The sequence below is a fragment of the Kitasatospora sp. NE20-6 genome (assembly GCF_045862635.1).
The window spans coordinates 400,498-419,119 of record NZ_BPRL01000003.1; the positions used below are offsets into that span (position 1 = coordinate 400,498).

At 74.8% G+C, this 18,622-nt stretch carries 19 protein-coding genes and 1 pseudogene; 14 read left to right on the forward strand and 6 right to left on the reverse strand.

Going from position 1 to position 18,622, the window contains the following annotated elements:
• The first annotated feature begins 283 nt into the window (after positions 1-283).
• The 7 genes from wecB to SNE206_RS04085 all read left to right on the forward strand — a co-directional run bounded on the left by wecB (position 284) and on the right by SNE206_RS04085 (position 7,538).
• On the forward strand, positions 284-1,486 hold the full coding sequence (gene wecB, locus SNE206_RS04055; RefSeq protein ID WP_407911935.1) for a non-hydrolyzing UDP-N-acetylglucosamine 2-epimerase: 1,203 nt from the start codon (positions 284-286) through the stop codon (positions 1,484-1,486).
• Positions 1,479-2,198 carry a hypothetical protein gene (locus SNE206_RS04060; protein WP_407911936.1) on the forward strand — a complete coding sequence of 240 codons (720 nt, stop codon included), beginning with the start codon at positions 1,479-1,481 and terminating at the stop codon, positions 2,196-2,198. Before wecB ends, SNE206_RS04060 begins: the two co-directional genes overlap by 8 nt.
• A 6-nt stretch (positions 2,199-2,204) precedes the next feature.
• Positions 2,205-3,452, forward strand: coding sequence for an FG-GAP repeat domain-containing protein (locus tag SNE206_RS04065; RefSeq protein WP_407911937.1), 1,248 nt, complete (start codon positions 2,205-2,207; stop codon positions 3,450-3,452).
• Positions 3,453-3,786: 334 nt separating this feature from the next.
• The gene (locus SNE206_RS04070) at positions 3,787-5,016 is read left to right on the forward strand and encodes an acyltransferase family protein (RefSeq protein WP_407911938.1); all 1,230 of its coding nucleotides are present in this window, start codon (positions 3,787-3,789) and stop codon (positions 5,014-5,016) included.
• Between the two features lie 280 nt (positions 5,017-5,296).
• A complete protein-coding gene (locus SNE206_RS04075; RefSeq protein ID WP_407911939.1) occupies positions 5,297-6,100 on the forward strand; it encodes an alpha/beta hydrolase fold domain-containing protein in 804 nt (267 codons plus the stop codon).
• Complete coding sequence (locus SNE206_RS04080) at positions 6,097-6,603, forward strand: hypothetical protein (protein WP_407911940.1); 507 nt, start codon at positions 6,097-6,099, stop codon at positions 6,601-6,603. Before SNE206_RS04075 ends, SNE206_RS04080 begins: the two co-directional genes overlap by 4 nt.
• On the forward strand, positions 6,600-7,538 hold the full coding sequence (locus tag SNE206_RS04085; RefSeq protein WP_407911941.1) for an MsnO8 family LLM class oxidoreductase: 939 nt from the start codon (positions 6,600-6,602) through the stop codon (positions 7,536-7,538). Before SNE206_RS04080 ends, SNE206_RS04085 begins: the two co-directional genes overlap by 4 nt.
• Before the next feature lie 151 nt (positions 7,539-7,689).
• On the opposite strand, the gene SNE206_RS04090 is transcribed toward SNE206_RS04085, so the two are convergent.
• The 6 genes from SNE206_RS04090 to SNE206_RS04115 form a co-directional block, all read right to left on the reverse strand.
• Positions 7,690-9,072, reverse strand: a complete 1,383-nt coding sequence (locus tag SNE206_RS04090) for an 8-oxoguanine deaminase (RefSeq protein WP_407911942.1) — start codon at positions 9,070-9,072, stop codon at positions 7,690-7,692.
• A gap of 61 nt (positions 9,073-9,133) precedes the next feature.
• Positions 9,134-10,048, reverse strand: a complete 915-nt coding sequence (gene pucL, locus SNE206_RS04095) for a factor-independent urate hydroxylase (protein WP_407911943.1) — start codon at positions 10,046-10,048, stop codon at positions 9,134-9,136.
• Positions 10,049-10,076: 28 nt separating this feature from the next.
• Positions 10,077-10,415 carry a hydroxyisourate hydrolase gene (gene uraH / locus SNE206_RS04100; protein ID WP_407911944.1) on the reverse strand — a complete coding sequence of 113 codons (339 nt, stop codon included), beginning with the start codon at positions 10,413-10,415 and terminating at the stop codon, positions 10,077-10,079.
• 47 nt (positions 10,416-10,462) lie between these two features.
• Positions 10,463-10,987, reverse strand: coding sequence for a 2-oxo-4-hydroxy-4-carboxy-5-ureidoimidazoline decarboxylase (gene uraD, locus SNE206_RS04105; protein ID WP_407911945.1), 525 nt, complete (start codon positions 10,985-10,987; stop codon positions 10,463-10,465).
• 201 nt (positions 10,988-11,188) lie between these two features.
• The gene (locus SNE206_RS04110; protein WP_407911946.1) at positions 11,189-11,572 is read right to left on the reverse strand and encodes a helix-turn-helix domain-containing protein; all 384 of its coding nucleotides are present in this window, start codon (positions 11,570-11,572) and stop codon (positions 11,189-11,191) included.
• Positions 11,569-11,841: a thiamine-binding protein gene (locus SNE206_RS04115; protein ID WP_407911947.1), complete on the reverse strand. Its 273-nt coding sequence runs from the start codon at positions 11,839-11,841 to the stop codon at positions 11,569-11,571. Before SNE206_RS04115 ends, SNE206_RS04110 begins: the two co-directional genes overlap by 4 nt.
• 199 nt (positions 11,842-12,040) lie before the next feature.
• On the opposite strand from SNE206_RS04115, the gene SNE206_RS04120 reads away from it, so the two are divergent.
• The 7 genes and pseudogenes from SNE206_RS04120 to SNE206_RS04150 all read left to right on the forward strand — a co-directional run bounded on the left by SNE206_RS04120 (position 12,041) and on the right by SNE206_RS04150 (position 18,619).
• Positions 12,041-12,886, forward strand: a complete 846-nt coding sequence (locus SNE206_RS04120; protein WP_407911948.1) for a TIM barrel protein — start codon at positions 12,041-12,043, stop codon at positions 12,884-12,886.
• A 30-nt stretch (positions 12,887-12,916) separates the two neighbouring features.
• Positions 12,917-13,801 carry a 2-hydroxy-3-oxopropionate reductase gene (locus SNE206_RS04125; RefSeq protein ID WP_407911949.1) on the forward strand — a complete coding sequence of 295 codons (885 nt, stop codon included), beginning with the start codon at positions 12,917-12,919 and terminating at the stop codon, positions 13,799-13,801.
• A gap of 222 nt (positions 13,802-14,023) precedes the next feature.
• Complete coding sequence (locus SNE206_RS04130; RefSeq protein WP_407911950.1) at positions 14,024-15,184, forward strand: glycerate kinase; 1,161 nt, start codon at positions 14,024-14,026, stop codon at positions 15,182-15,184.
• A gap of 135 nt (positions 15,185-15,319) precedes the next feature.
• Positions 15,320-16,702, forward strand: a complete 1,383-nt coding sequence (gene allB, locus SNE206_RS04135) for an allantoinase AllB (protein ID WP_407911951.1) — start codon at positions 15,320-15,322, stop codon at positions 16,700-16,702.
• Positions 16,699-17,964 (forward strand): allantoicase, encoded by a 1,266-nt coding sequence (gene alc / locus SNE206_RS04140; RefSeq protein ID WP_407911952.1) that lies wholly within the window; start codon positions 16,699-16,701, stop codon positions 17,962-17,964. Before allB ends, alc begins: the two co-directional genes overlap by 4 nt.
• Positions 17,965-17,996: 32 nt before the next feature.
• Positions 17,997-18,404 (forward strand): annotated as a pseudogene (locus SNE206_RS04145) (catalase); the annotation flags it as partial.
• 41 nt (positions 18,405-18,445) lie between these two features.
• Positions 18,446-18,619, forward strand: a complete 174-nt coding sequence (locus tag SNE206_RS04150; protein WP_407911953.1) for a catalase-related domain-containing protein — start codon at positions 18,446-18,448, stop codon at positions 18,617-18,619.
• The last annotated feature ends 3 nt before the right edge of the window (positions 18,620-18,622 follow it).

An 18,622-nucleotide genomic window follows, 5' to 3' on the forward strand; every position in this document is an offset into this window, starting at 1 on the left:
CCCTCCGTCCCGCGCCGTCCCGGCCGCCCGGGCGGCCCGCCGGCCCGCGTCCTCCGGGGCGCCCGCCCTCCGTCACCCGATCCGGCCGGCGGCCCGCACTCCTGCGGCCGCCGGCCGGGGAAAAGCATTTCCCTGTCCACCGCGGGCCATTTCCGGCCCGCGGCGGATTGCTTTTCCGTGCCCCCCGGTGTGCAACGTGAATTCGTTGACGCCGGGCCGCCCGGAAAGGGAAGCTGATGGCACGCCCGATCAACCGGAATTCGACCCCGTGAAAGGCGAATCGATGCGAACCATCACCATTGTTCTGGGCACCAGGCCGGAGGCGATAAAACTCGCCCCCGTCATTCAGGCCCTCAAGGACGACCCGCGTTTCCGCCCCGTCGTCGTCTCCACCGGCCAGCACCGCCAGATGCTCGACGAGACCCTCGACGCGTTCGGCCTGCACCCCGACATCGACCTGGAGATCATGGCGCCCCGCCAGTCGCTCAGCCAGGTCACCTACCGCTCGCTGCGCGGCCTCTCCGAGCACCTGCGCCCGGCCGGCGCCGACGCCGTCATGGTGCACGGCGACACCGGCGCCACCCTGGCGGGCGCCCTGGCCGGCTTCCAGCACGGCATCCCGGTGATCCACGTGGAGGCCGGCCTGCGCAGCGGCAACCTGCACTCGCCCTTCCCCGAGGAGGCCAACCGCCGGCTGGTCGCCCAGATCTCCGCGCTGCACCTGGCCCCGACCCCCGGCAACGCCGGCAACCTCATCCGCGAGGGCATCAGCCCCGACCGGATCGTCGTCACCGGCAACACCGTCATCGACGCCCTGCGATGGGGCTGCGAGCTCGGCCGGGACTACGGGGATCCGGCCCTCGCCGACCTCGACGACGACCCGCGCCGCGTCGTGCTCGCCTCCGCCCACCGGCGGGAGTCGTGGCAGCACCTGCCGGAGATCGGCCGCGCGCTGGCCACCCTGGCCGACGACCCCGCCGTGCGCGTCGTCGTGCCGCTGCACCGCAACCCGGTCGTCCGGGAGGCCCTGCTGCCGCTCGTCGGCTCGCACCCGGGCGTCACCGTGATCGACCCGCTGCCCTACCTGAGCTTCTGCCGCCTCATGAAGCGTGCCGACGTCATCGTCTCCGACAGCAGCGGCGCGGAGGAGGAGGGCCCGGCGCTCGGCAAGCCCACCCTGGTGCTGCGCGAGATCACCGAACGCCCCGAGGCCGTCATCGCGGGCACGGCCCGCCTGGTCGGCCGCACCACCGAGGGCATCGTCGCCGAGGCCTCGAAGCTGCTCCACGACCCCGAGCAGTACGCGCGGATGGCCGAGGCCGCGAGCCCGTACGGCGACGGGCGGGCCGTGGAGCGCACCGTCGGCGCCATCGCGCACTTCTTCGACGAGGGCCCGGCGGTCGTCCCGTTCGTGCCCGGCAGCGCCATCGACCGGCTCTCCGTCGCGCTCGCGGGCCCCGCCCCGGCCGCCTACGCCGGTGGCTGAGCCCGCGGCCGTGACGGGCCGCACCGTGCCGCTGCCCGGCCTCGGCGGGCCGTCCCTGGCGGCGGAGGAGGTCACCGGCGCCGGCACCCGCCGCATCGGGGGCCGCGCGATCGTCGTCAACACCGGCGCCCGGCCGGCCGCGGTCGCCGAACACCCGCGGAAGGCGATCCCGCCGCTCGGCTCGGCCGTGCTGCACGACACCGCCGTCGAGCACACCGACCGGCTGCTGGTGCTGCGGACGCCCGAGAGCGCGGACGCCGCCGCCCTCACCCGCGAGCCGGGCTGGCACCTGCTGGCCGGCCTGCTGCCGGGCTTCCCCCCGGAGACCCCGCTGTGGCGAGGGCCGCAGCACGACCTCGGCACGGTGGAGCTCGTCCCGGAGGCGCTGCTCGGCGGGCCCGGCGGCGGACGCCCGCGCCCGTACCGGCTGAAGGTCAACCTCTGGTTCGCCCCGGCCGGCACCGACTGCCGCATCCACCACCGGCACGCCTTCCTGGAGGTGCACACCCAGGTGTTCGGGACGGGCCGGATGCAGAAATTCCGCGCGGACGACCACGGCACGCTCCACGAGGACGTCCTGCTCGCCCCCGGAAACACCCACGAACCGTTCTGCGAAATCGGTGCCGACGGGGGATTCGTCTATCCCTGGCACCAGTACAGGGCCGACACCGACTGCGTGTGGCTCGCCGTCGAATACCACGAGGAGAGGTAGAGGAAAATGGTCAGCATTCCGAAGTTCACGCCCGAGGTCGTCGCCGACCAGTTGCGCGACGGTTACTGGCTGGAGGCCCCCGACATCGACGGGGACGGCACCCCCGACCTGTTCGGCTACGGCCTGCGCCTCGGCGAGGTGTACTGGTACCGCAGCACCGAGAAGTGGGAGCGCCGCCTCGTCGCGGACCGCATCCGGATGCCCGTCGGCGCCGACTACGCCGACATCAGCGGCAACGGCCGCCCCGACATCGTGCTCTGCTACGAGCTGTACGGACCGGTCGGCACCATCGTCGACGCCGACACCTCCGGCGGCAAGATCGACTGGCTGGAGAACCCCGGCCAGCCCGAGAAGGACGAGAGCCGCTGGAAGCGCCACTACATCGGCCGCGCCACCGGCATGCACCGGCTGAGGGTCGGCCACTTCACCCGCACCGACCGGCTCCAGGTGCTCGGCCTGCCGATCGTCGCCAAGGAGGACGTGCACGCGGTGCTGCCGGTGGTGATGTTCACCCAGCCCGACGACGTGCTCACCGCGGAGGAGTGGCCGATGACCGTCGTCGACGACAGCCACTTCCGCATGATCCACGGCGCGGAGAAGAAGGCCGGCCTGATACCCGGCTCCGACCTCGACTCCCTGCTGCTGGCCTCCGACGAGGGCGTCACCTGGCTGCACTGGGACGAGCAGCACGAGACCTGGGTGCGCACGCTCATCGGCACCGGCGAGCTCGGCCAGTTCGAGCGGACCGGCTTCCGCGGCAGCGGCGACCTCAACGCCGGCCGGATCGGCGACGACCCGATGGCGTACGTCGCCGCCATCGAGCCCTTCCACGGCAACACCGTCGCCGTCTACGTCAAGGAGGACCCGGCCGTCCCCGCGGCCGGGGCCGTCTGGAAGCGCTTCCTGCTGGACGTCTACGGCGACCCGAACGAGAACGGCGAGGGCCCCGGCCACCAGATCGTCTGCGCCGACTTCGACGGCGACGGCGAGGACGAGTTCCTGGTGGCCCTGCGCGGCCCGATGCCCTGGCAGGGCGTCATGTACTACAAGGCGCTGGACCTCGCCAACGGCGTGTTCGCCAAGTGGCGGGTCTCCGACGAGTCGGTGGCCCGGATCGCCACCGCCGACTTCAGCGGCGACGGCCGGCTCGACTTCGCCACCATCGCCTACTCGGTGCAGAACTACTACGTGGCGAAGGACGCCAAGATCGTCCTCCACCGCAACGAGACCGAGCAGGGCACCGGCACCGCCTGACCACCCACGGCACCGCACCGCACCGCACGCCTGCACCGCACCGCATGCCCGCGCCGTACGACCGCACCGCACGCCCGGAAGCCGCCCGAGCCCCCACTCGGCCGCCCCCGGCGGCCGGGGCCGCCCCCCCCCCCCCGCCCCCGCCCCCCCCCCCCCCCCCGCCCCGCCCCCCCCCCGGCGCCCGGGGCCGCCACCCCCACCGCGCCCCGGCCGCCGCCCCACCCCGAGCCGCGCACCCACCGCACCTGAGCGCCCCACCGCAAGCCGCCGTACCGCCGTACCGCCGTACCGCCGTCCGAGACCCGAACCCCCAGCCCGAAAGGCCGAACCCGCCATGCCCGCACCGGCACCGATCTCCGCCGCCCCGAAGGGCCGGCCGAGACTCCCCTCGCTGACCGGCCTCCGCTTCCTGGCCGCCCTGATGGTCTTCTTCTTCCACACCGGGCTCTCCAACTCCCCGATACCGCCGAACCGTCCGATCAACCCGTTCGCCGACGAGGGGGTCGCCCACGCCTACGAGTGGCTGTTCGTCAAGGCGGGCTACCTCGGGGTGTCGTTCTTCTTCGTGCTCAGCGGCTTCGTGCTGGCCTGGGCCGCGAAGCCGGGCGAGCGCACCACGGCCTTCCTCCGCCGCCGGCTGATGAAGATCTTCCCCAACCACCTCGTGGTGTGGGTGCTGGCGATGGTGCTCTTCGCCGGGGCCGTCGCGCCCACCGCCGGCTGGCTCTCCAACCTGTTCCTGCTGCACACGTTCTTCCCGCAGCCGGAGATCAACCTCTCCGTCAACCCGCCCACCTGGTCGCTCGGCAGCGAACTGCTCTTCTACATGGCCTTCCCGCTGATCATCGGCCCCGTCCGGCGGATCGCCGAGCGCCGGCTCTGGTTCTGGTCGGCCCTGATGGTCGCCGGCACGATCGCCGTGCAGCTCGTCTCGACGTACCTCGTGCCGGCCACCCCGAAGTCGGCCATCACCCCGGTCTCCGACACGCAGTTCTGGTTCGGCTACCTCTTCCCGCCCGGCCGGCTCTTCGAGTTCGTGCTCGGCATGCTGCTCGCCCGGATCGTCCTGGCCGGCCGGTGGCCGCGGGCCCTCGGCGTGCTGCCCTCGCTCGCGCTGACCGCCGCCGGTTACGCCGCGGCCTGGTACGTGCCGTTCCAGTACAGCTTCGTCGCCGCGACCATCGTGCCGATCGGCGCCCTGATCTCGGCCGTCGCCGTCACCGACGTGGAGGGCCGCGGGGGTTGGCTGCGCAGCCGGGTGATGGTGTTCCTCGGCGAGATCTCCTTCGGGTTCTACCTCTGCCAGGGCATCGCGATCTTCTGGCTGCGCTCGCTCTTCGAGGACACCCGCTTCTCCACCCCGACGGGCTTCCTGGTCATCCTCGGCTTCCTCGCGGTGACGCTGCTCGGCGGATGGCTGCTGCACACCTTCGTGGAGCAGCCGGCGATGCGCCGCTGGAGCCGCAGCCGGCGCCGGGTCACCCTGCCCGCGCCGCGGCCCGCGGCCGACGACGCGCCGGGCGCCGGCCGGGAGCCGGTGCACGCGCCGCCCGCCGTGCGCTGAGCACCGCGCCGACCGCGCCGACCGCGCCGAGCACCCCGCCCAGCACCACAGAGCCCCGCCCGTACGGCCCCGAACTGGTGCCTGCCCCTGACAGGGACAGGTTCGGAGCCCCCGGGCGGGGCCGGGGCGGGGGAGACTGGAACCACGCCGCGGGCCCCGGCCGCCGAATTCGGGCAGGCCCCCCGCGTCCTCCTCCGCCGCCGTCCCGAGGCACCCACGGGCCCGGCGGCGGGAGCCCGCCGCGACGGCGCCCACCAGGCCTCCAGGGAGAGGAACACCCATGTCCGTGCCCGATCTCCGCGGGTCACCCGCCGTACGCTGGCAGTCCCTGGCCCTGCCCGCCGCCGGACGCGAGCTGCACGTCCGGGTGTTCCGCCCGGACCCGGCGCCGCACGGCTGGCTGGTCTGGGCGCACGGCGGCAGCTGGCGGGCCGGTTCGGTGGACGGCTGGCACGACGGCACCGCCGACCTCGCCGCCGCGGCCGGCGCCACCGTCGTCAGCGTCGACTACCGCCTCGCCCCCGGGCACCGGCACCCGGCCGCCCTGGTCGACGTGCTGACCGCCCTCGACTGGGCGCAGGCGCAGTCGCCCACCCCGGTCGCGGTCGGCGGTGACAGCGCCGGCGGCACCCTCGCCGCCTGCGCGGCCCTCGTCTGGCGCGACCGCCGCCGCCCGCTCGCCGCCCAGGTGCTGGCCTACCCGCCGATCGACCCGGAGTGCCGGGCGCCGTCCTACCGCCGGCACCCGCTGGCGTTCCCGAGCCGCGCGGGCCTGATCGCGGCCTGGCGCGACCACCGCGGCGCGTTGCCGCGCCACCCCGCCGCGCACGGCGCCACCCCGCTCTACAGCACGCCGCACGAGAGCGACGACCTCGGCGGGCTCGCCCCGGCGGTGCTCGCCGTCGGCAGCGCAGACCCGGTCGCCGACGACGTCCGCGGCTACGCCGCCCTGCTGCACGCGGCCGGCAACACCGTCGAGCTGCGGGAGTTCGACGGCCTGCCGCACGGCACCTTCCTCACCGACCCCGGCCTGCGCGACTGGCTGGGCACCGCCTACTCCGACCACCACAGGAGGTCAGCATGAGCCGGACCACCGCCCCCGGACCCACCGCCGCACTGCTGCGCCACTTCGCGGACCTGCGCGACGGCACGCACGGCGACGCCGCCTCGCGGCAGGGCAAGGAACGGCACTTCGCCGCCACCGTCGCGCTCCTCGACCCGTACGCCCGGCAGGTGCTGGGCGAGTTCGACGCCGACCTGCTGCTCGGCACCGGCACGGTGACCGCCACCGGGCTGCGCCGCACGCCCGACGGCGGCCTCGACGCGGTGTGGGCGCTGAGCTGGCCCGACCAGCGGGCCGCCGGGATCGCCCCGATCACCCTGCGGGCGTTCTACGGCGCCGGGTTCCACCACCCGCACCTGCAGGGCGCCACCGTCGGCGAGTGGCCGCTGAACGCCTTCACCGACGAGCAGGCGGCGCAGGAGCTGCCGACGCTGCGGGCGATCGCCGCCGCCGACCTTCACAACCTGGTGTTCCAGCGCGACTTCCGCATCGTGCCGGCCACCGTGGACGGAGCCTCCCGATGACCCTCCTCTCCGTGCTCGACCAGTCGCCCGTGTCGGAGGGCGGCACCCCGGCGGACGCCCTGCAGGCGACGCTCGGCCTCGCCGCCGAGGCGGACGCGCTCGGCTACCACCGCTACTGGGTGGCGGAGCACCACGACTCGCCGAGCTTCGCGGGCACCGCGCCGGAGATCCTGGTGGCCGCGCTGCTGGGCCGTACGCGGCGGCTGCGGGTGGGGTCCGGCGGCGTGCTGCTGCCGCGCTACCCGGCACCGAAGGTGGCGGAGGTGTTCCGGCTGCTGGCCGGGCTGCACCCGGGCCGGGTCGACCTCGGTCTCGGCAGGGCGGGCGGGCCGGGCCACCGCTTCCCGGAGCAGGTGGCGCAGGTGCTGCGGCTGGTGGCGCAGCCGTACGAGGGGTACCGGCCGCCGGAGGTGTGGCTGCTCGGTGCGGGCACGGGCTCGGCGGAGCTGGCGTCGCACCTCGGTACGCGGTTCGCGTTCGCCCACTTCCTGCGGCCGGAGCTGGGGGAGACGGCGATGCGCACGTACCGGCAGGGCGGTGACGCCGCGACGGGCGGCGCGCTGGCGGTGCGGGTGATCGCGGCGGACACCGAGGCGCGGGCGCGCGAGCTCGCGGCGTCGTTCCTGCTGTGGCGCAGCCGCAAGGACCTGGGTGTCGACCGGCCGATCGGCCCGCCGGAGGACGCCCGCCGGCACCGGTGGACACCGGCCGAGGCGGAGCGGGCCGCGGCCAACTCCCGTGCACTGGTGGCGGGTACGCCCGAGCAGGTGCGGGCGGAGCTGCTCGGGCTGGCGGCGGCGCACGGGGCGGAGGAGATCGTGGTCAACACCGTGGCGCACGACCCGGCGGACCGGGTGGCCTCGTACCGGCTGCTCGCCGAGGTGTTCGGGCTGACCGCCGCGGGCCGTCCGGAGCGGGCGGGCGCCGTGCTCTGAGCGGCGGCCCGGTCCGGGACGGCCGTGCGGGCGCGTCACAGCCCCCGGACCCTCGCCGTGGGTCCGGGGGCGGCGCTCCGTGCGGCCCGGGGGCCTGCGGAGTCCGGGTGGCGTACCGTCCCTGGTACGGCCCGGAGTTCGGGTGGGAGGGTCAGGTACGGGCGGCGAGTTCCCTGGCGGCGCGGGCGCAGGCGAGGGCGATGCGGTCCTCGTCGACGGTCGTGAGCATGCCCCGCTCGACGACGGCGTTGCCGTTGACGAAGAGCGCGGCGAGCGGCGGCAGGGCGCCGAGGGTGAGGGCGGCGACCGGGTCGGCGATCGAGGAGTGCAGGATGCCGTCGACCTTCCACAGGGCGAGGTCGGCGAGCTTGCCGGCCTCGACGGAGCCGATCTCGTGCTGCCGGCCGAGCACCCGGGCGCCGCCCATGGTGCCCAGGCGCAGTGCCTGACGGGCCGTCATGGCGTCGGGCCGGCCGTGCAGCCGGTTGATGAGCAGGGCGTTGCGGAGTTCGGTGCCGAGCTCGCCGGACTCGTTGGAGGCGGTGCCGTCGACGCCCAGGCCGACGGGCACGCCGGCCCTCAGCATGTCGGGCACGCGGGCGATGCCCGCCGCGAGCCGGGCGTTGGAGGACGGGCAGTGGGCGACCCCGGTGCCGGTCTCGGCGAACTTCGCGATGTCGGAGTCGTTCATGTGGACGCAGTGGGCCATCCAGACGTCCTCGCCGAGCCAGCCGGTCGACTCGAAGTAGTCGGTGGGGCCCATGCCGAACAGTTCCTTGCAGAACTGCTCCTCCTCGGCCGTCTCGGAGCCGTGGGTGTGCAGCCGGACGCCCTTGCGGCGGGCCAGCAGGGCGGCCTCGCGCATGAGTTCGGTGGAGACCGAGAACGGCGAGCAGGGGGCGATCGCGACGTGCAGCATCGAGCCGAACGAGGCGTCGTGCCACCGGTCGACGGCCGCCTCGGAGGCGACGAGGATGTCCTCCGTGCGCTCGACCGCGTGGTCCGGCGGCAGGCCGCCGTCCTTCTGGCTGCGGTCCATCGAGCCGCGCAGGGCGGTGAAGCGCAGGCCGAGCTCCTGCACGGCCTCGACGGAGGCGCCGAGGATGTCGCCGGCGCCCTGCGGGAAGACGTAGTGGTGGTCGGAGGCGGTGGTGCAGCCGGACTTGAGCAGGGCCGCGGCCGAGCCCTGGGTGGCGGCGTGCACGAGCCGGTCGTCGATCCGGGCCCAGGTCGGGTAGAGCGCCACCAGCCAGTCGAAGAGGATGCTGTCCTGGGCGAGGCCGCGGGTGATCCACTGGTAGAAGTGGTGGTGGGTGTTGACCAGTCCGGGGGTGACCAGGTGGCCCTCGCCGTTGATCCGGCGCACGACGTTGTCCAGCCACTGCGGGGCGGGGCCGTCGCCGACCGACTCGATCGTGTTGCCGAGGACGACCACGTGGCCGCGGGCGTACTCGGTGTCGTTCGCGTCGACCGTCGCCACGGCGACGTTCTCGATCACGATCCGCTGGTCGGCGGGCGGCGGCTGGACTGCCATGGGGTGACTCCTCGGGGCAGGGGGTGGGGGTGTGCGGGCACCGGGCGGCCGTCGGCCGGCCTCAGGTGACCGGGATGACCGGGGTGACGCCCTCGCGGTGGACGGTGCCCTCGATCAGGCCGTACATCCGGTCGGCGGCGTAGTACACCTCGTTCTCGTTCTTGAGGCCGAACGGGCTGAGGTCCACGAGGAAGTGGTGCTTGTTCGGGAGTTCGAGGCGGACCTCGTCCACCTCGGCCCGGTTGTCGAGCACCCGCGTGCCCATCGCGTGCAGGGTCTGCTGCAGCGAGTAGGAGTACGTCTCGGCGAAGGCCTCCAGCAGGTGGCGCTTCACGTGGGTGTAGGAGCGGTTCCAGTCGGGCTGCTGCTCGTCGTCGCGGCCGGTGAATCCGAACGCCCAGCGGGCCGTCACCTGGGTGGCCAGGATGCGGTCGTACGCCTCCTGGAGGGTGGTGTAGCGGTCCTTGATGTAGCCCCAGAACTCCGAGTTGGTGGAGTTCATGACGACGAGGTCCTTGAGGCCGGAGACGACCCGGACGCGGTCGCCGTCGTAGACGATCTCGGAGGTGCGGGTCTCCTGGCCGGTGCGGACGAAGGAGTGGCCGACCTCCTCGGAGCCGATGAAGCGGGCGGAGGAGTCCGGGGTGCGGATGCGGTCCCAGGTGTACTCCTCGATGCGGATCCTGGCCCGGCGCACCGGTTCGGCGCTGTCGACGAAGTGCTTCGCCAGGGTGATGCCGAAGGCCTCCGCGGACTCGATCCCGTACTCCTTGGCGAAGGCGTACACGGTGTTCTTGGTGGTGTCGGTGGGCAGGCAGTTGGCGTTGGAGCCGGTGAGGTGGACGTCGTCGAAGTCGCCGGACAGGGCGACCGAGACGTTCAGGTCCTTGATCTCGTGGCGGGTCGAGTCGCGGTGGACGCGGACGATCCGGTTCTCCGCCTTGCCGTACTGGTTCTGACCGAGCACATGGGCCATGACCTGGCTCCTGATCTGTGAGGCCGGCCTACTGGCTTCCGCGGTAGACCGAGTAGCCGAACGGGTTGAGCAGCAGTGGCACGTGGTAGTGGTGCTGCGCGGGCGCGACCGTGAAGACGATCGCGACCTCGGGGAAGAACGGCGCCTCCTCGGACGTCCGCGCGTAGTGCGCGGCGGTGTCGAAGAGGAGCCGGACGACCGAGCCCGCCTCCACGGCCGGCAGGTCCCTGACCCGGCCGTCGGAGTCCGTGGCGGAGGTGCCGAGCACCTGCCAGCCACCCTCGGTGTGCAGTGCCAGCTCGACGGGGACGCCCTCGGCCGGGCGGCCGAGGCTGGTGTCGAGCACGTGCGTGGAGATGCCGGTCATGGGCGGAGGGACCTCACTGGTGGCAGGGGCGGTCTGCTGACGTCACGTCACGGCCCGTCGAGCAGCCGGTCGATGCGGATGTCGTTGATCCTGCGCAGCTCGCCGCGGACGGTCTCCGCCTCGGTGGCGGCGTCGTGCGGGTACCGCTCGCGCAGGGCGGCGAGCATCGTCGCGGCGGTGCGGCCGGTCGCGCAGATCAGGAAGACGTGGCCGAACCTGGCCTCGTAGGCAGCGTTGGCCTCGCGCAGGGCGTCGAGGAGCGCGGGGTCGGCGCCGTCCACCCCGGCCTGTTCGCGGGCGGAGGTGGCGTCGCCGGGCTTCGGGGTGCCGATCCTGGCGTGGCCGGCCATCGCGTCGGCGAGGTCACCGGGGGTGAGGGCCGCCATGGCCGCCGCGTTGGCGGCGTGCAGGGCGGCCCGGTCGGGCCAGGGCCGGCCGGCCGCGACGGCGTCGGCCCAGGCGGGGCTGGAGCAGATCTCCAGCAGCGTCTCCCGCAGTCCGGCGGCCGGGGCCGCCGCCAGGCCGGCGAGCGTCCTGGTGCCGGCGGGGGAGTCGGGGGGTTGGCTGGTCACGGGTGGACCTCCTGACGAGTGGTGCCACTCGCACAAGCTAGATCCACCACCCCACACGGTCAACACTTTGTTGAACGGTTGGTGGTTACGTTTTGCGGCGGGCCCGGTTACCGGTGCATGTCGTGTGTGATCCGCCAATGGGCGGGCCGGGACGGGGGCCGCAGGCTCGGGCGCGCGGACTCGGGCGCGCAGGCCGTGCCGTCAGTCCTTGCGCGGGCCGTCCTGCTGGCGGTTCAGGTAGTTGTAGACGGTGAAGCGGCTGACCCCGAGCGCCGAGGCGACCGTCTCCACGCCGTGCCGCACGGTGAACGCGCCGCGCTCCTCCAGCAGGGCGACGACCCGCTGCTTCTCGGTGCGGTCGAGCTCGGCGAGCGGCCGGCCGTCGTACTGCCGGGCCGCCTCGGCGAGCAGCCGGTCGAGGGCGCTGCTCAGGTGGGGCAGCCGGACGGCGAGTGCCGGGGCGCCCTCCCAGGTGAGCACGACGTCGTCGGGCCGGGCCTCGGCCGGGTCGACGGCGGTCGCGCCGACCGCGTCGAGCAGCGGCTTTATCGCGGCGGTGAGCGGGTGCTCCGGGGTGCCGCTCACGGTGCGCCGCCCTCCTCCGCGTCGGGCCGCCCGTCGCCGAGCACGCTGACCTGGACGGAGATCCGGGTGGCCCCGGCGTCGAGGGTCTCGCGCAGCAGGCGGGTGACGGCGGCCAGGGCCTGCTCGGCGTCGCCCTCGGCGCTGGTGCCGAACGGGCCGACGGAGACGGCGAGGCCGGCCTCGTCCACGGCGCGGCGGGCCGCCCTGGCGTGGTCGGGGAAGCCGTCCAGCTCGAACGGCTCTGTCGTGAACTCCACCATCAATCGCACCCGCTCACTCTAGCGAGCGGGCGCCGGGGCGGCCGCGGCTGGGCGATCGGACAGCCGCGCGGCACCGGTGACCGGCGCTTTCGGGTGCTTCAACAAAATGTTGCGACGGCCTTGACGGGCCCGAGGGCCCTCGGCGAAGCTTCCACCAGACAGAATCCCCCTTCCGGATGGTGGAAGTCGGGAACGGAAGAGAGGGAAGGTGACGCACGTGACTGCCGCCGCCGCGCACAGCTACACGGTCAACCTGTCGATCCTGTTCGGCGAACTGCCCCTGCTGGAGAGGCCCGCCGCCGCGGCCGCCGCCGGCTTCACCGCCGCCGAGCTCTGGTGGCCCTTCGGCGAGGAGCCCGACCCCGCCCCCGCCGACCTCGACGCGCTCCGCGCCGCCTTCACCGGCGCCGGCGTGCGCCTCACCGGGCTCAACTTCCTGGACGACCTCGTCCGGGGCGGACGCGGCACCCTGTCCCTCCCCGCCGAGAGCGCCCGCTTCCGGGCCAACGTCCCGGTCGCCGCCGCCCTCGCCGGCTCCCTCGGCGCCACCGCCCTCAACGCCCTCTACGGCAACCGTGCCGCGGGCACCGACCCCGCCGTGCAGGACGCCCTCGCGCTGGACAACCTCGTCCTCGCCGCGCAGGCCGCGCACGGCATCGGCGCCGTCCTCCTCGTCGAGGCGCTCAACCGCGACGAGTCCCCCGACTACCCGCTGGTCTCCGCCGCGGCCGCCGTCGGGGTCGTCGACAAGGTCAACGCCGCCACCGGCCTCGGCAACGCCCGCTTCCTCTGCGACCTCTACCACCTGGCGAAGAACGGCGAGGACCTGCCCGCCGTCATCGACGCCTACGCCGACCGCATCGGCCACGTGCAGATCGCCGACAACCCCGGCCGCAACGAGCCCGGCACCGGGAGCCTCGACACCGAGGACCTGCTCGCCCGCCTCACCGCCGCCGGCTACACCGGCCGGATCGGCCTCGAGTACCGCCCGGCGAACGGCGTCAGCGCCGACAGCTTCGGCTGGCTCCCGCGCGAGCTGCGCGCCGCCCGGTAACCCGCCCCCGTACGTAAGGAACACCAGCAGATGAGCCGCACGATCGCCTTCATCGGCCTCGGCATCATGGGCAGCCCGATGGCCGCCAACCTCGTCAGGGCCGGGCACCACGTCACCGGCCACAACCTCACCCGGCCGCCCGTCGACGCGCTGGTCGCCGCCGGCGGCCACGCCGCGGACAGCATCGCCGAGGCCGTGAAGGGCGCCGACGTCGTCATCACGATGGTCCCCGCCGACCCCCAGGTCGAGCAGGTGATCCTCGGCGAGGACGGCGTGCTGGAGCACGCCGCGCCCGGCACCCTCGTCATCGACATGTCGAGCATCACCCCGCAGACCTCGATCAGGGTCGCCGCGGCCGCACGGGAGAAGGGCGTCCGCACCCTCGACGCCCCCGTCTCCGGCGGTGAGGCCGGCGCCGTCGAGGCCGTGCTCTCCATCATGGTCGGCGGCGGGGCGGACGACTTCGCCGAGGCGAAGCCGCTCTTCGACGCCCTCGGCACCACCGTCGTGCACGTCGGCCCGGCCGGGGCAGGCCAGACCGTGAAGGCCGCCAACCAGCTGATCGTCGCCGTCAACATCCAGGTGCTCGCCGAGGCCGTGGTGTTCCTGGAGAACGCCGGAGTCGACCTCGCCGCCGCCCTCGACGTGCTCGGCGGCGGCCTGGCCGGGTCCACCGTGCTCGACCGCAAGAAGGCCAACATGCTGAACCGCGCGTTCGCGCCCGGCTTCCGCATCGACCTCCACCACAAGGACATGGGCATCGTCACCGACGCCGCGCGCGCCGTCGGTGCGGCGCTGCCCGTCGGCGGGGTCGTCGCCCAGCTCGTCGCCTCCGCCCGCGCCAACGGCGACGGCTCGCTCGACCACTCCGCGCTGCTGCGCGGCGTCGAGCGGCTCTCCGGCCGGACGGTCTGACGAGCCCACCCCGACTCCTCCTGGCGGCGTGCACCTGTCCGGTCGCGCCCGCGCCGCCAGGAGGCCCTCCCGGCCCGCGGGCGGGGGGACGAGGCGCCTCCCGCCCGCCGGAAGCGGAACGCGAGGCACGGCGGCGGAGGCCCCGGAACCCCGCACCGCTGACGCACACTCGGACCGTCAGCACCCGCACACCCGCCCGACCCCGGAAACGAGGCCCACGCCATGCCCGCCACCCCCGCCCGGGGCCATGTCGTCGTCGCCCCCGACAAGTTCAAGGGCAGCCTGGAGGGTGCCGAGGCCGCCGCGCGCATCGCGGCGGGCATCCGCCGGGCCGCGCCCGGCACCGAAGTGCGCGAGCTCCCCGTCGCCGACGGCGGCGAGGGCACCCTCGCGGCCGCCCTCGCCGCCGGGTTCGGGCGGGTGCCCGTCAAGGTGGCCGGCCCGACCGGCCTGCCGGTCGACGCGGCGGTCGCCGTCCGCGGCGACACCGCCGTGGTCGAGCTGGCGCAGGCCTCCGGCCTCGCCCGGCTGCCCGGCGGCCGCACCGCGCCGCTCGCGGCCGGCTCGTACGGCGCCGGCCAGCTCGTCGGCCGGGCGGTGGCGCTCGGCGCCCGCCGGATCGTCCTCGGCCTCGGCGGCAGCGCCTGCACCGACGGCGGTGCCGGCATGGTGCAGGCGCTCGGCGCCGGCCTGTACGACGCGGACGGCGCCGAACTGCCGCCCGGCGGTGCGGCCCTGCGCCGGCTGCACCGGCTGGATCCGGGCGCGCTCGCCGACCGGCTGTCGGGGGTGGAGGTCGTGGTCGCCTGCGACGTCGACAACCCGCTGCTCGGGCCGCGCGGCGCCGCCGCCGTCTACGGCCCGCAGAAGGGCGCCGACGGCGGTGACCTCGTGATCCTGGAGGAGGGCCTGACCCGCTGGGCGGACGTCGTCCGCACCGTCACCGGGCAGGACCTCCGCGACGCCCCCGGCGCCGGGGCCGCAGGCGGGGTCGGCTTCGCCGCCCTGGCCCTGCTCGGCGCCACCATGCGGCCCGGCATCGAGCTCCTCCTCGACCTGCTGGGCTTCGACGAGGCCGTGCGTGGGGCACGCCTCGTCGTCACCGGCGAGGGATGCCTGGACGCGCAGACGCTCCACGGCAAGGCTCCCGCCGGCGTCGCCGCGGCGGCCGCCCGGGCGGGGGTCCGGGTGGCCGCCGTGGCCGGATGGCTGGAACTGTCGGAGCGGCAGTGGCGGGCGGCGGGCTTCGCCGCGGCGCTCGCCCTCACCGATCTGGCCGAGCGGCCCGGCGACAGCATGACCCGGGCGGGCGAGCTGGCCGAGCGCGCGGGCGAGCGGCTGGCGGCCCGGTTTCTGTCCGGTCAGGGCCCGGTCGCCTCGTAGTTTCCTCCATAGACGTTCCGTCGAAGCCAGGCCTAGGCTCCGAGCCGTCGCAGTCGCCCGGGCCGGCCGCCCCCGTCTCAACTGCCGTACGCGCCTTCGGCACACCCCCATCCTTCCCCCGGTCCGGAGGTTCCGATGCCCCTCAGCGACACGCCGCCCGACACCGTGCTGGTCCGTTCCCGCCGTGCCGTCCTGCCGGACGGAGAGCGCCCCGCGGACGTCCTCGTGCAGGGCGGCCGGATCACCCGGATCGCCGGGTACGGGGAACTGCCCGCCGAGGACGTGCCCGTGACCGACCTGGGCGGCACCGCGCTGCTGCCCGGCCTGGTCGACACCCACGTGCACGTCAACGAGCCCGGCCGCACGGAGTGGGAGGGCTTCGCCACCGCCACCCGGGCCGCCGCCGCGGGCGGGGTCACCACGATCGTCGACATGCCGCTCAACTCGGTGCCGCCGACCACCACGCCGGCCGGCCTGGAGGCCAAACGGAAGACCGCCGAGGGGCAGGCCTGGGTCGACCTCGGGTTCTGGGGCGGCGCGGTGCCCGGCAACACCGGCGAACTGGCCGCGCTGCACGAGGCCGGGGTGTTCGGCTTCAAGAGCTTCCTCGCGCCCTCCGGGGTCGACGAGTTCCCGCACCTGGCCACCCCGGAGCAGCTGGAGTCGGCGCTCGCCGAGCAGGCCCGGCTGGGCGCGCTGGCCATCGTCCACGCCGAGGACCCGGCCGTCCTGGACACCGCCCCGCAGCGGCCCGGCGTGCACTACCGCGACTTCCTGGCCTCCCGGCCGGACGGCGCCGAGGAGGCCGCCGTGGCCCGGCTGCTCGGCACCGCGCGCCGCACCGGCGCCCGGGTGCACGTCCTGCACGTGTCCTCGGCCGCGGTGCTGCCGCTGCTGCGGCAGGCCCGCGAGGACGGGGTGCAGGTGACGGCCGAGACCTGCCCGCACTACCTGACGCTGACGGCGGAGGAGGTGCCGGACGGCGACACCGCCTTCAAGTGCTGCCCGCCGATCCGCTCCGAGTCCAACCGCGACGCGCTCTGGGCGGCGCTCGCCGCCGGCGAGTTCGCCGCGGTGGTCTCCGACCACTCGCCGTCCACGCCCGACCTGAAGCACCTGCCGCGGCACGGCGGCAGCGGCGACTTCGCCGCCGCCTGGGGCGGCATCGCGTCCCTGCAGGTGGGCCTCCCGGCGGTCTGGACGGAGGCCCGGCGCCGCGGCCACACCCTCGCCGACGTGGTGCGCTGGATGTCCGCGGGGCCCGCCGCGCTGGTGGGGCTCGCCGGTCGCAAGGGTGCGATCGCCGTCGGCCGCGACGCCGACCTGGTGGCCTTCGACCCGGACGCGGCGTTCGCCGTGCACGCCGAGGAGCTGCACCACCGGAACCCCGTCACCCCGTACGCCGGCCGCACGCTCACCGGCGCCGTCCGCACCACCTGGCTCCGCGGCCGGGTCGTGGACGTCGATGCCGCGCCGTTCGGCCGGCAGATCGCCCGCCCTCAAGGAGACGTGAGTTGAGCAACGACACCGCCCCGAGCGCGTCCTTCACCGAGCTGGTCGACCTCGCCTCGCGGCGGCTGGGCGCCGGCGTCGTCGCCACCAACGAGGACACCTTCGCCGACGCGGAGAACCTGCTGGTCGCCGCGCCCGCCGAGTTCCGCCCGCACACCTTCGGCCACAAGGGCCAGATCATGGACGGCTGGGAGTCGCGCCGCCGCCGCGGCGCCTCCGCCGGGCAGCCGCACCCCACCGACGAGGACCACGACTGGGCGATCGTCCGGCTCGGTGCCGCGGGCACGGTCCGCGGCGTGGTCGTCGACACCGCGCACTTCACCGGCAACTACCCCGAGACGGCCGCCGTGCAGGGCGCGTCGGTGCCCGGCCACCCCTCCCCGGAGGAGGTCGCCGCCGCCGGGTGGACCGACCTGGTGCCCCGCACGCCGCTGCGCGGCGACACCGCGCACGCGTTCGCCGTCGACCACCCCGGCCGCTTCACGCACGTCCGCCTGCTCATCTGGCCGGACGGCGGCGTCGCCCGGCTGCGCGTGTACGGCGAGGTGCTGCCCGACCCGCGCGAGCTGGACGGCCTCACCGTCGACCTCGCCGCGCAGGAGTTCGGCGGCGTCGCCGAGGCCGCCTCCGACCGCTACTTCTCCTCCCCGCACAACCTGAACGCCCCCGGCCGCGCCACCGTCATGGGCGAGGGCTGGGAGACCCGGCGCCGGCGCGACAAGGCCAACGACTGGGTGCGGATCGCCCTGGCCGGGGGCGGCGAGGTCCTGGCCGCCGAGGTGGACACCACCCACTTCGTCGCCAACGCCCCCGGCTGGGCCGACCTGACCGGCTACGACGCCACCGGCGGCGGCGACCCGGCCACCGACCCGGCCGGGTGGTTCCCGCTGCTGCCGCGCACCCGCCTGCAGCCCGACACCCGGCACCGGTTCCGTCTCGACGCGGGGCGCCCGGTCACCCACGTCACGATCAACGTGTACCCCGACGGCGGCCTCGCCCGCCTCCGGCTGACGGGCCGCCTGACCGACGACGGCCGGGCCGCCCTCGCCCTGCGCTGGCTGAACGCGCTGCCCGCCGCGGAGGCGGAGGCCGCGCTGACCGGGGCCGGCCTCGACGCGGCGGAGGCCGCCGCGCTCACCGCCGCCCGCCCGCTCGCGGACGCCGCCGCGACCACCGCCGCCGCGGCTGCCCTGCAGCCGGCCGACGGCCCCGACGGCGAGCACGCCTCCCGCCGCCGCTCGGCCCTTTGGCGCCTGCTCGGCGTCTGACCCACCCTCACGACAGCAACCGAAGGCCGTCCATGTCGAAGATCCTGACCACCGAGTCCGGCGCCCCGGTCGCCGACAACCAGAACTCCGCCTCCGCGGGCGCGTACGGTCCGCTGCTGATCCAGGACCAGCAGCTGCTGGAGAAGCTCGCGCGGTTCAACCGCGAGCGCATCCCGGAGCGCGTGGTGCACGCCCGCGGCTCGGGCGCGTACGGGTACTTCGAGGTCACCGACGAGATGTCGGCGTACACCCGGGCGGCGTTCCTCTCCGCGGTCGGCAGGCGGACGGAGGTGTTCCTGCGCTTCTCCACGGTGGCGGGCAACCTGGGTGCCCCGGACGCGGTGCGCGACCCGCGCGGCTTCGCGCTGAAGTTCTACACCGAGCAGGGCAACTACGACCTGGTCGGCAACAACACCCCGGTGTTCTTCATCAAGGACCCAAGGACGACGACTTCTTCCAGGCCGGCGAGCTCTACCGGCTGATGTCCGAGGCCGAGAAGGGGCGCCTGATCGCCCACCTGGCCGGGTTCCTCGCCCAGGTGGGCCGCGACGACGTCGTGGAGCGCAACCTCGCGCACTTCCACGCCGCCGACGCGGAGTACGGCCGCCGGCTGGAGGCCGCGGTGAAGGCGCTCCGTTCCGGCGACGAGGCCTGACAC

Excerpts from the sequence above, each read along its gene's own strand:
- wecB (WP_407911935.1), top strand. The coding sequence starts at position 284 with ATGCGAACCATCACCATTGTTCTGGGCACCAGGCCGGAGGCGATAAAA.
- SNE206_RS04065 (WP_407911937.1), top strand. The coding sequence starts at position 2,205 with ATGGTCAGCATTCCGAAGTTCACGCCCGAGGTCGTCGCCGACCAGTTG.
- SNE206_RS04070 (WP_407911938.1), top strand. The coding sequence starts at position 3,787 with ATGCCCGCACCGGCACCGATCTCCGCCGCCCCGAAGGGCCGGCCGAGA.
- SNE206_RS04075 (WP_407911939.1), top strand. The coding sequence starts at position 5,297 with ATGTCCGTGCCCGATCTCCGCGGGTCACCCGCCGTACGCTGGCAGTCC.
- SNE206_RS04080 (WP_407911940.1), top strand. The coding sequence starts at position 6,097 with ATGAGCCGGACCACCGCCCCCGGACCCACCGCCGCACTGCTGCGCCAC.
- SNE206_RS04085 (WP_407911941.1), top strand. The coding sequence starts at position 6,600 with ATGACCCTCCTCTCCGTGCTCGACCAGTCGCCCGTGTCGGAGGGCGGC.
- SNE206_RS04090 (WP_407911942.1), bottom strand. The coding sequence starts at position 9,072 with ATGGCAGTCCAGCCGCCGCCCGCCGACCAGCGGATCGTGATCGAGAAC.
- pucL (WP_407911943.1), bottom strand. The coding sequence starts at position 10,048 with ATGGCCCATGTGCTCGGTCAGAACCAGTACGGCAAGGCGGAGAACCGG.
- uraH (WP_407911944.1), bottom strand. The coding sequence starts at position 10,415 with ATGACCGGCATCTCCACGCACGTGCTCGACACCAGCCTCGGCCGCCCG.
- SNE206_RS04125 (WP_407911949.1), top strand. The coding sequence starts at position 12,917 with ATGAGCCGCACGATCGCCTTCATCGGCCTCGGCATCATGGGCAGCCCG.
- SNE206_RS04130 (WP_407911950.1), top strand. The coding sequence starts at position 14,024 with ATGCCCGCCACCCCCGCCCGGGGCCATGTCGTCGTCGCCCCCGACAAG.
- allB (WP_407911951.1), top strand. The coding sequence starts at position 15,320 with ATGCCCCTCAGCGACACGCCGCCCGACACCGTGCTGGTCCGTTCCCGC.
- SNE206_RS04150 (WP_407911953.1), top strand. The coding sequence starts at position 18,446 with ATGTCCGAGGCCGAGAAGGGGCGCCTGATCGCCCACCTGGCCGGGTTC.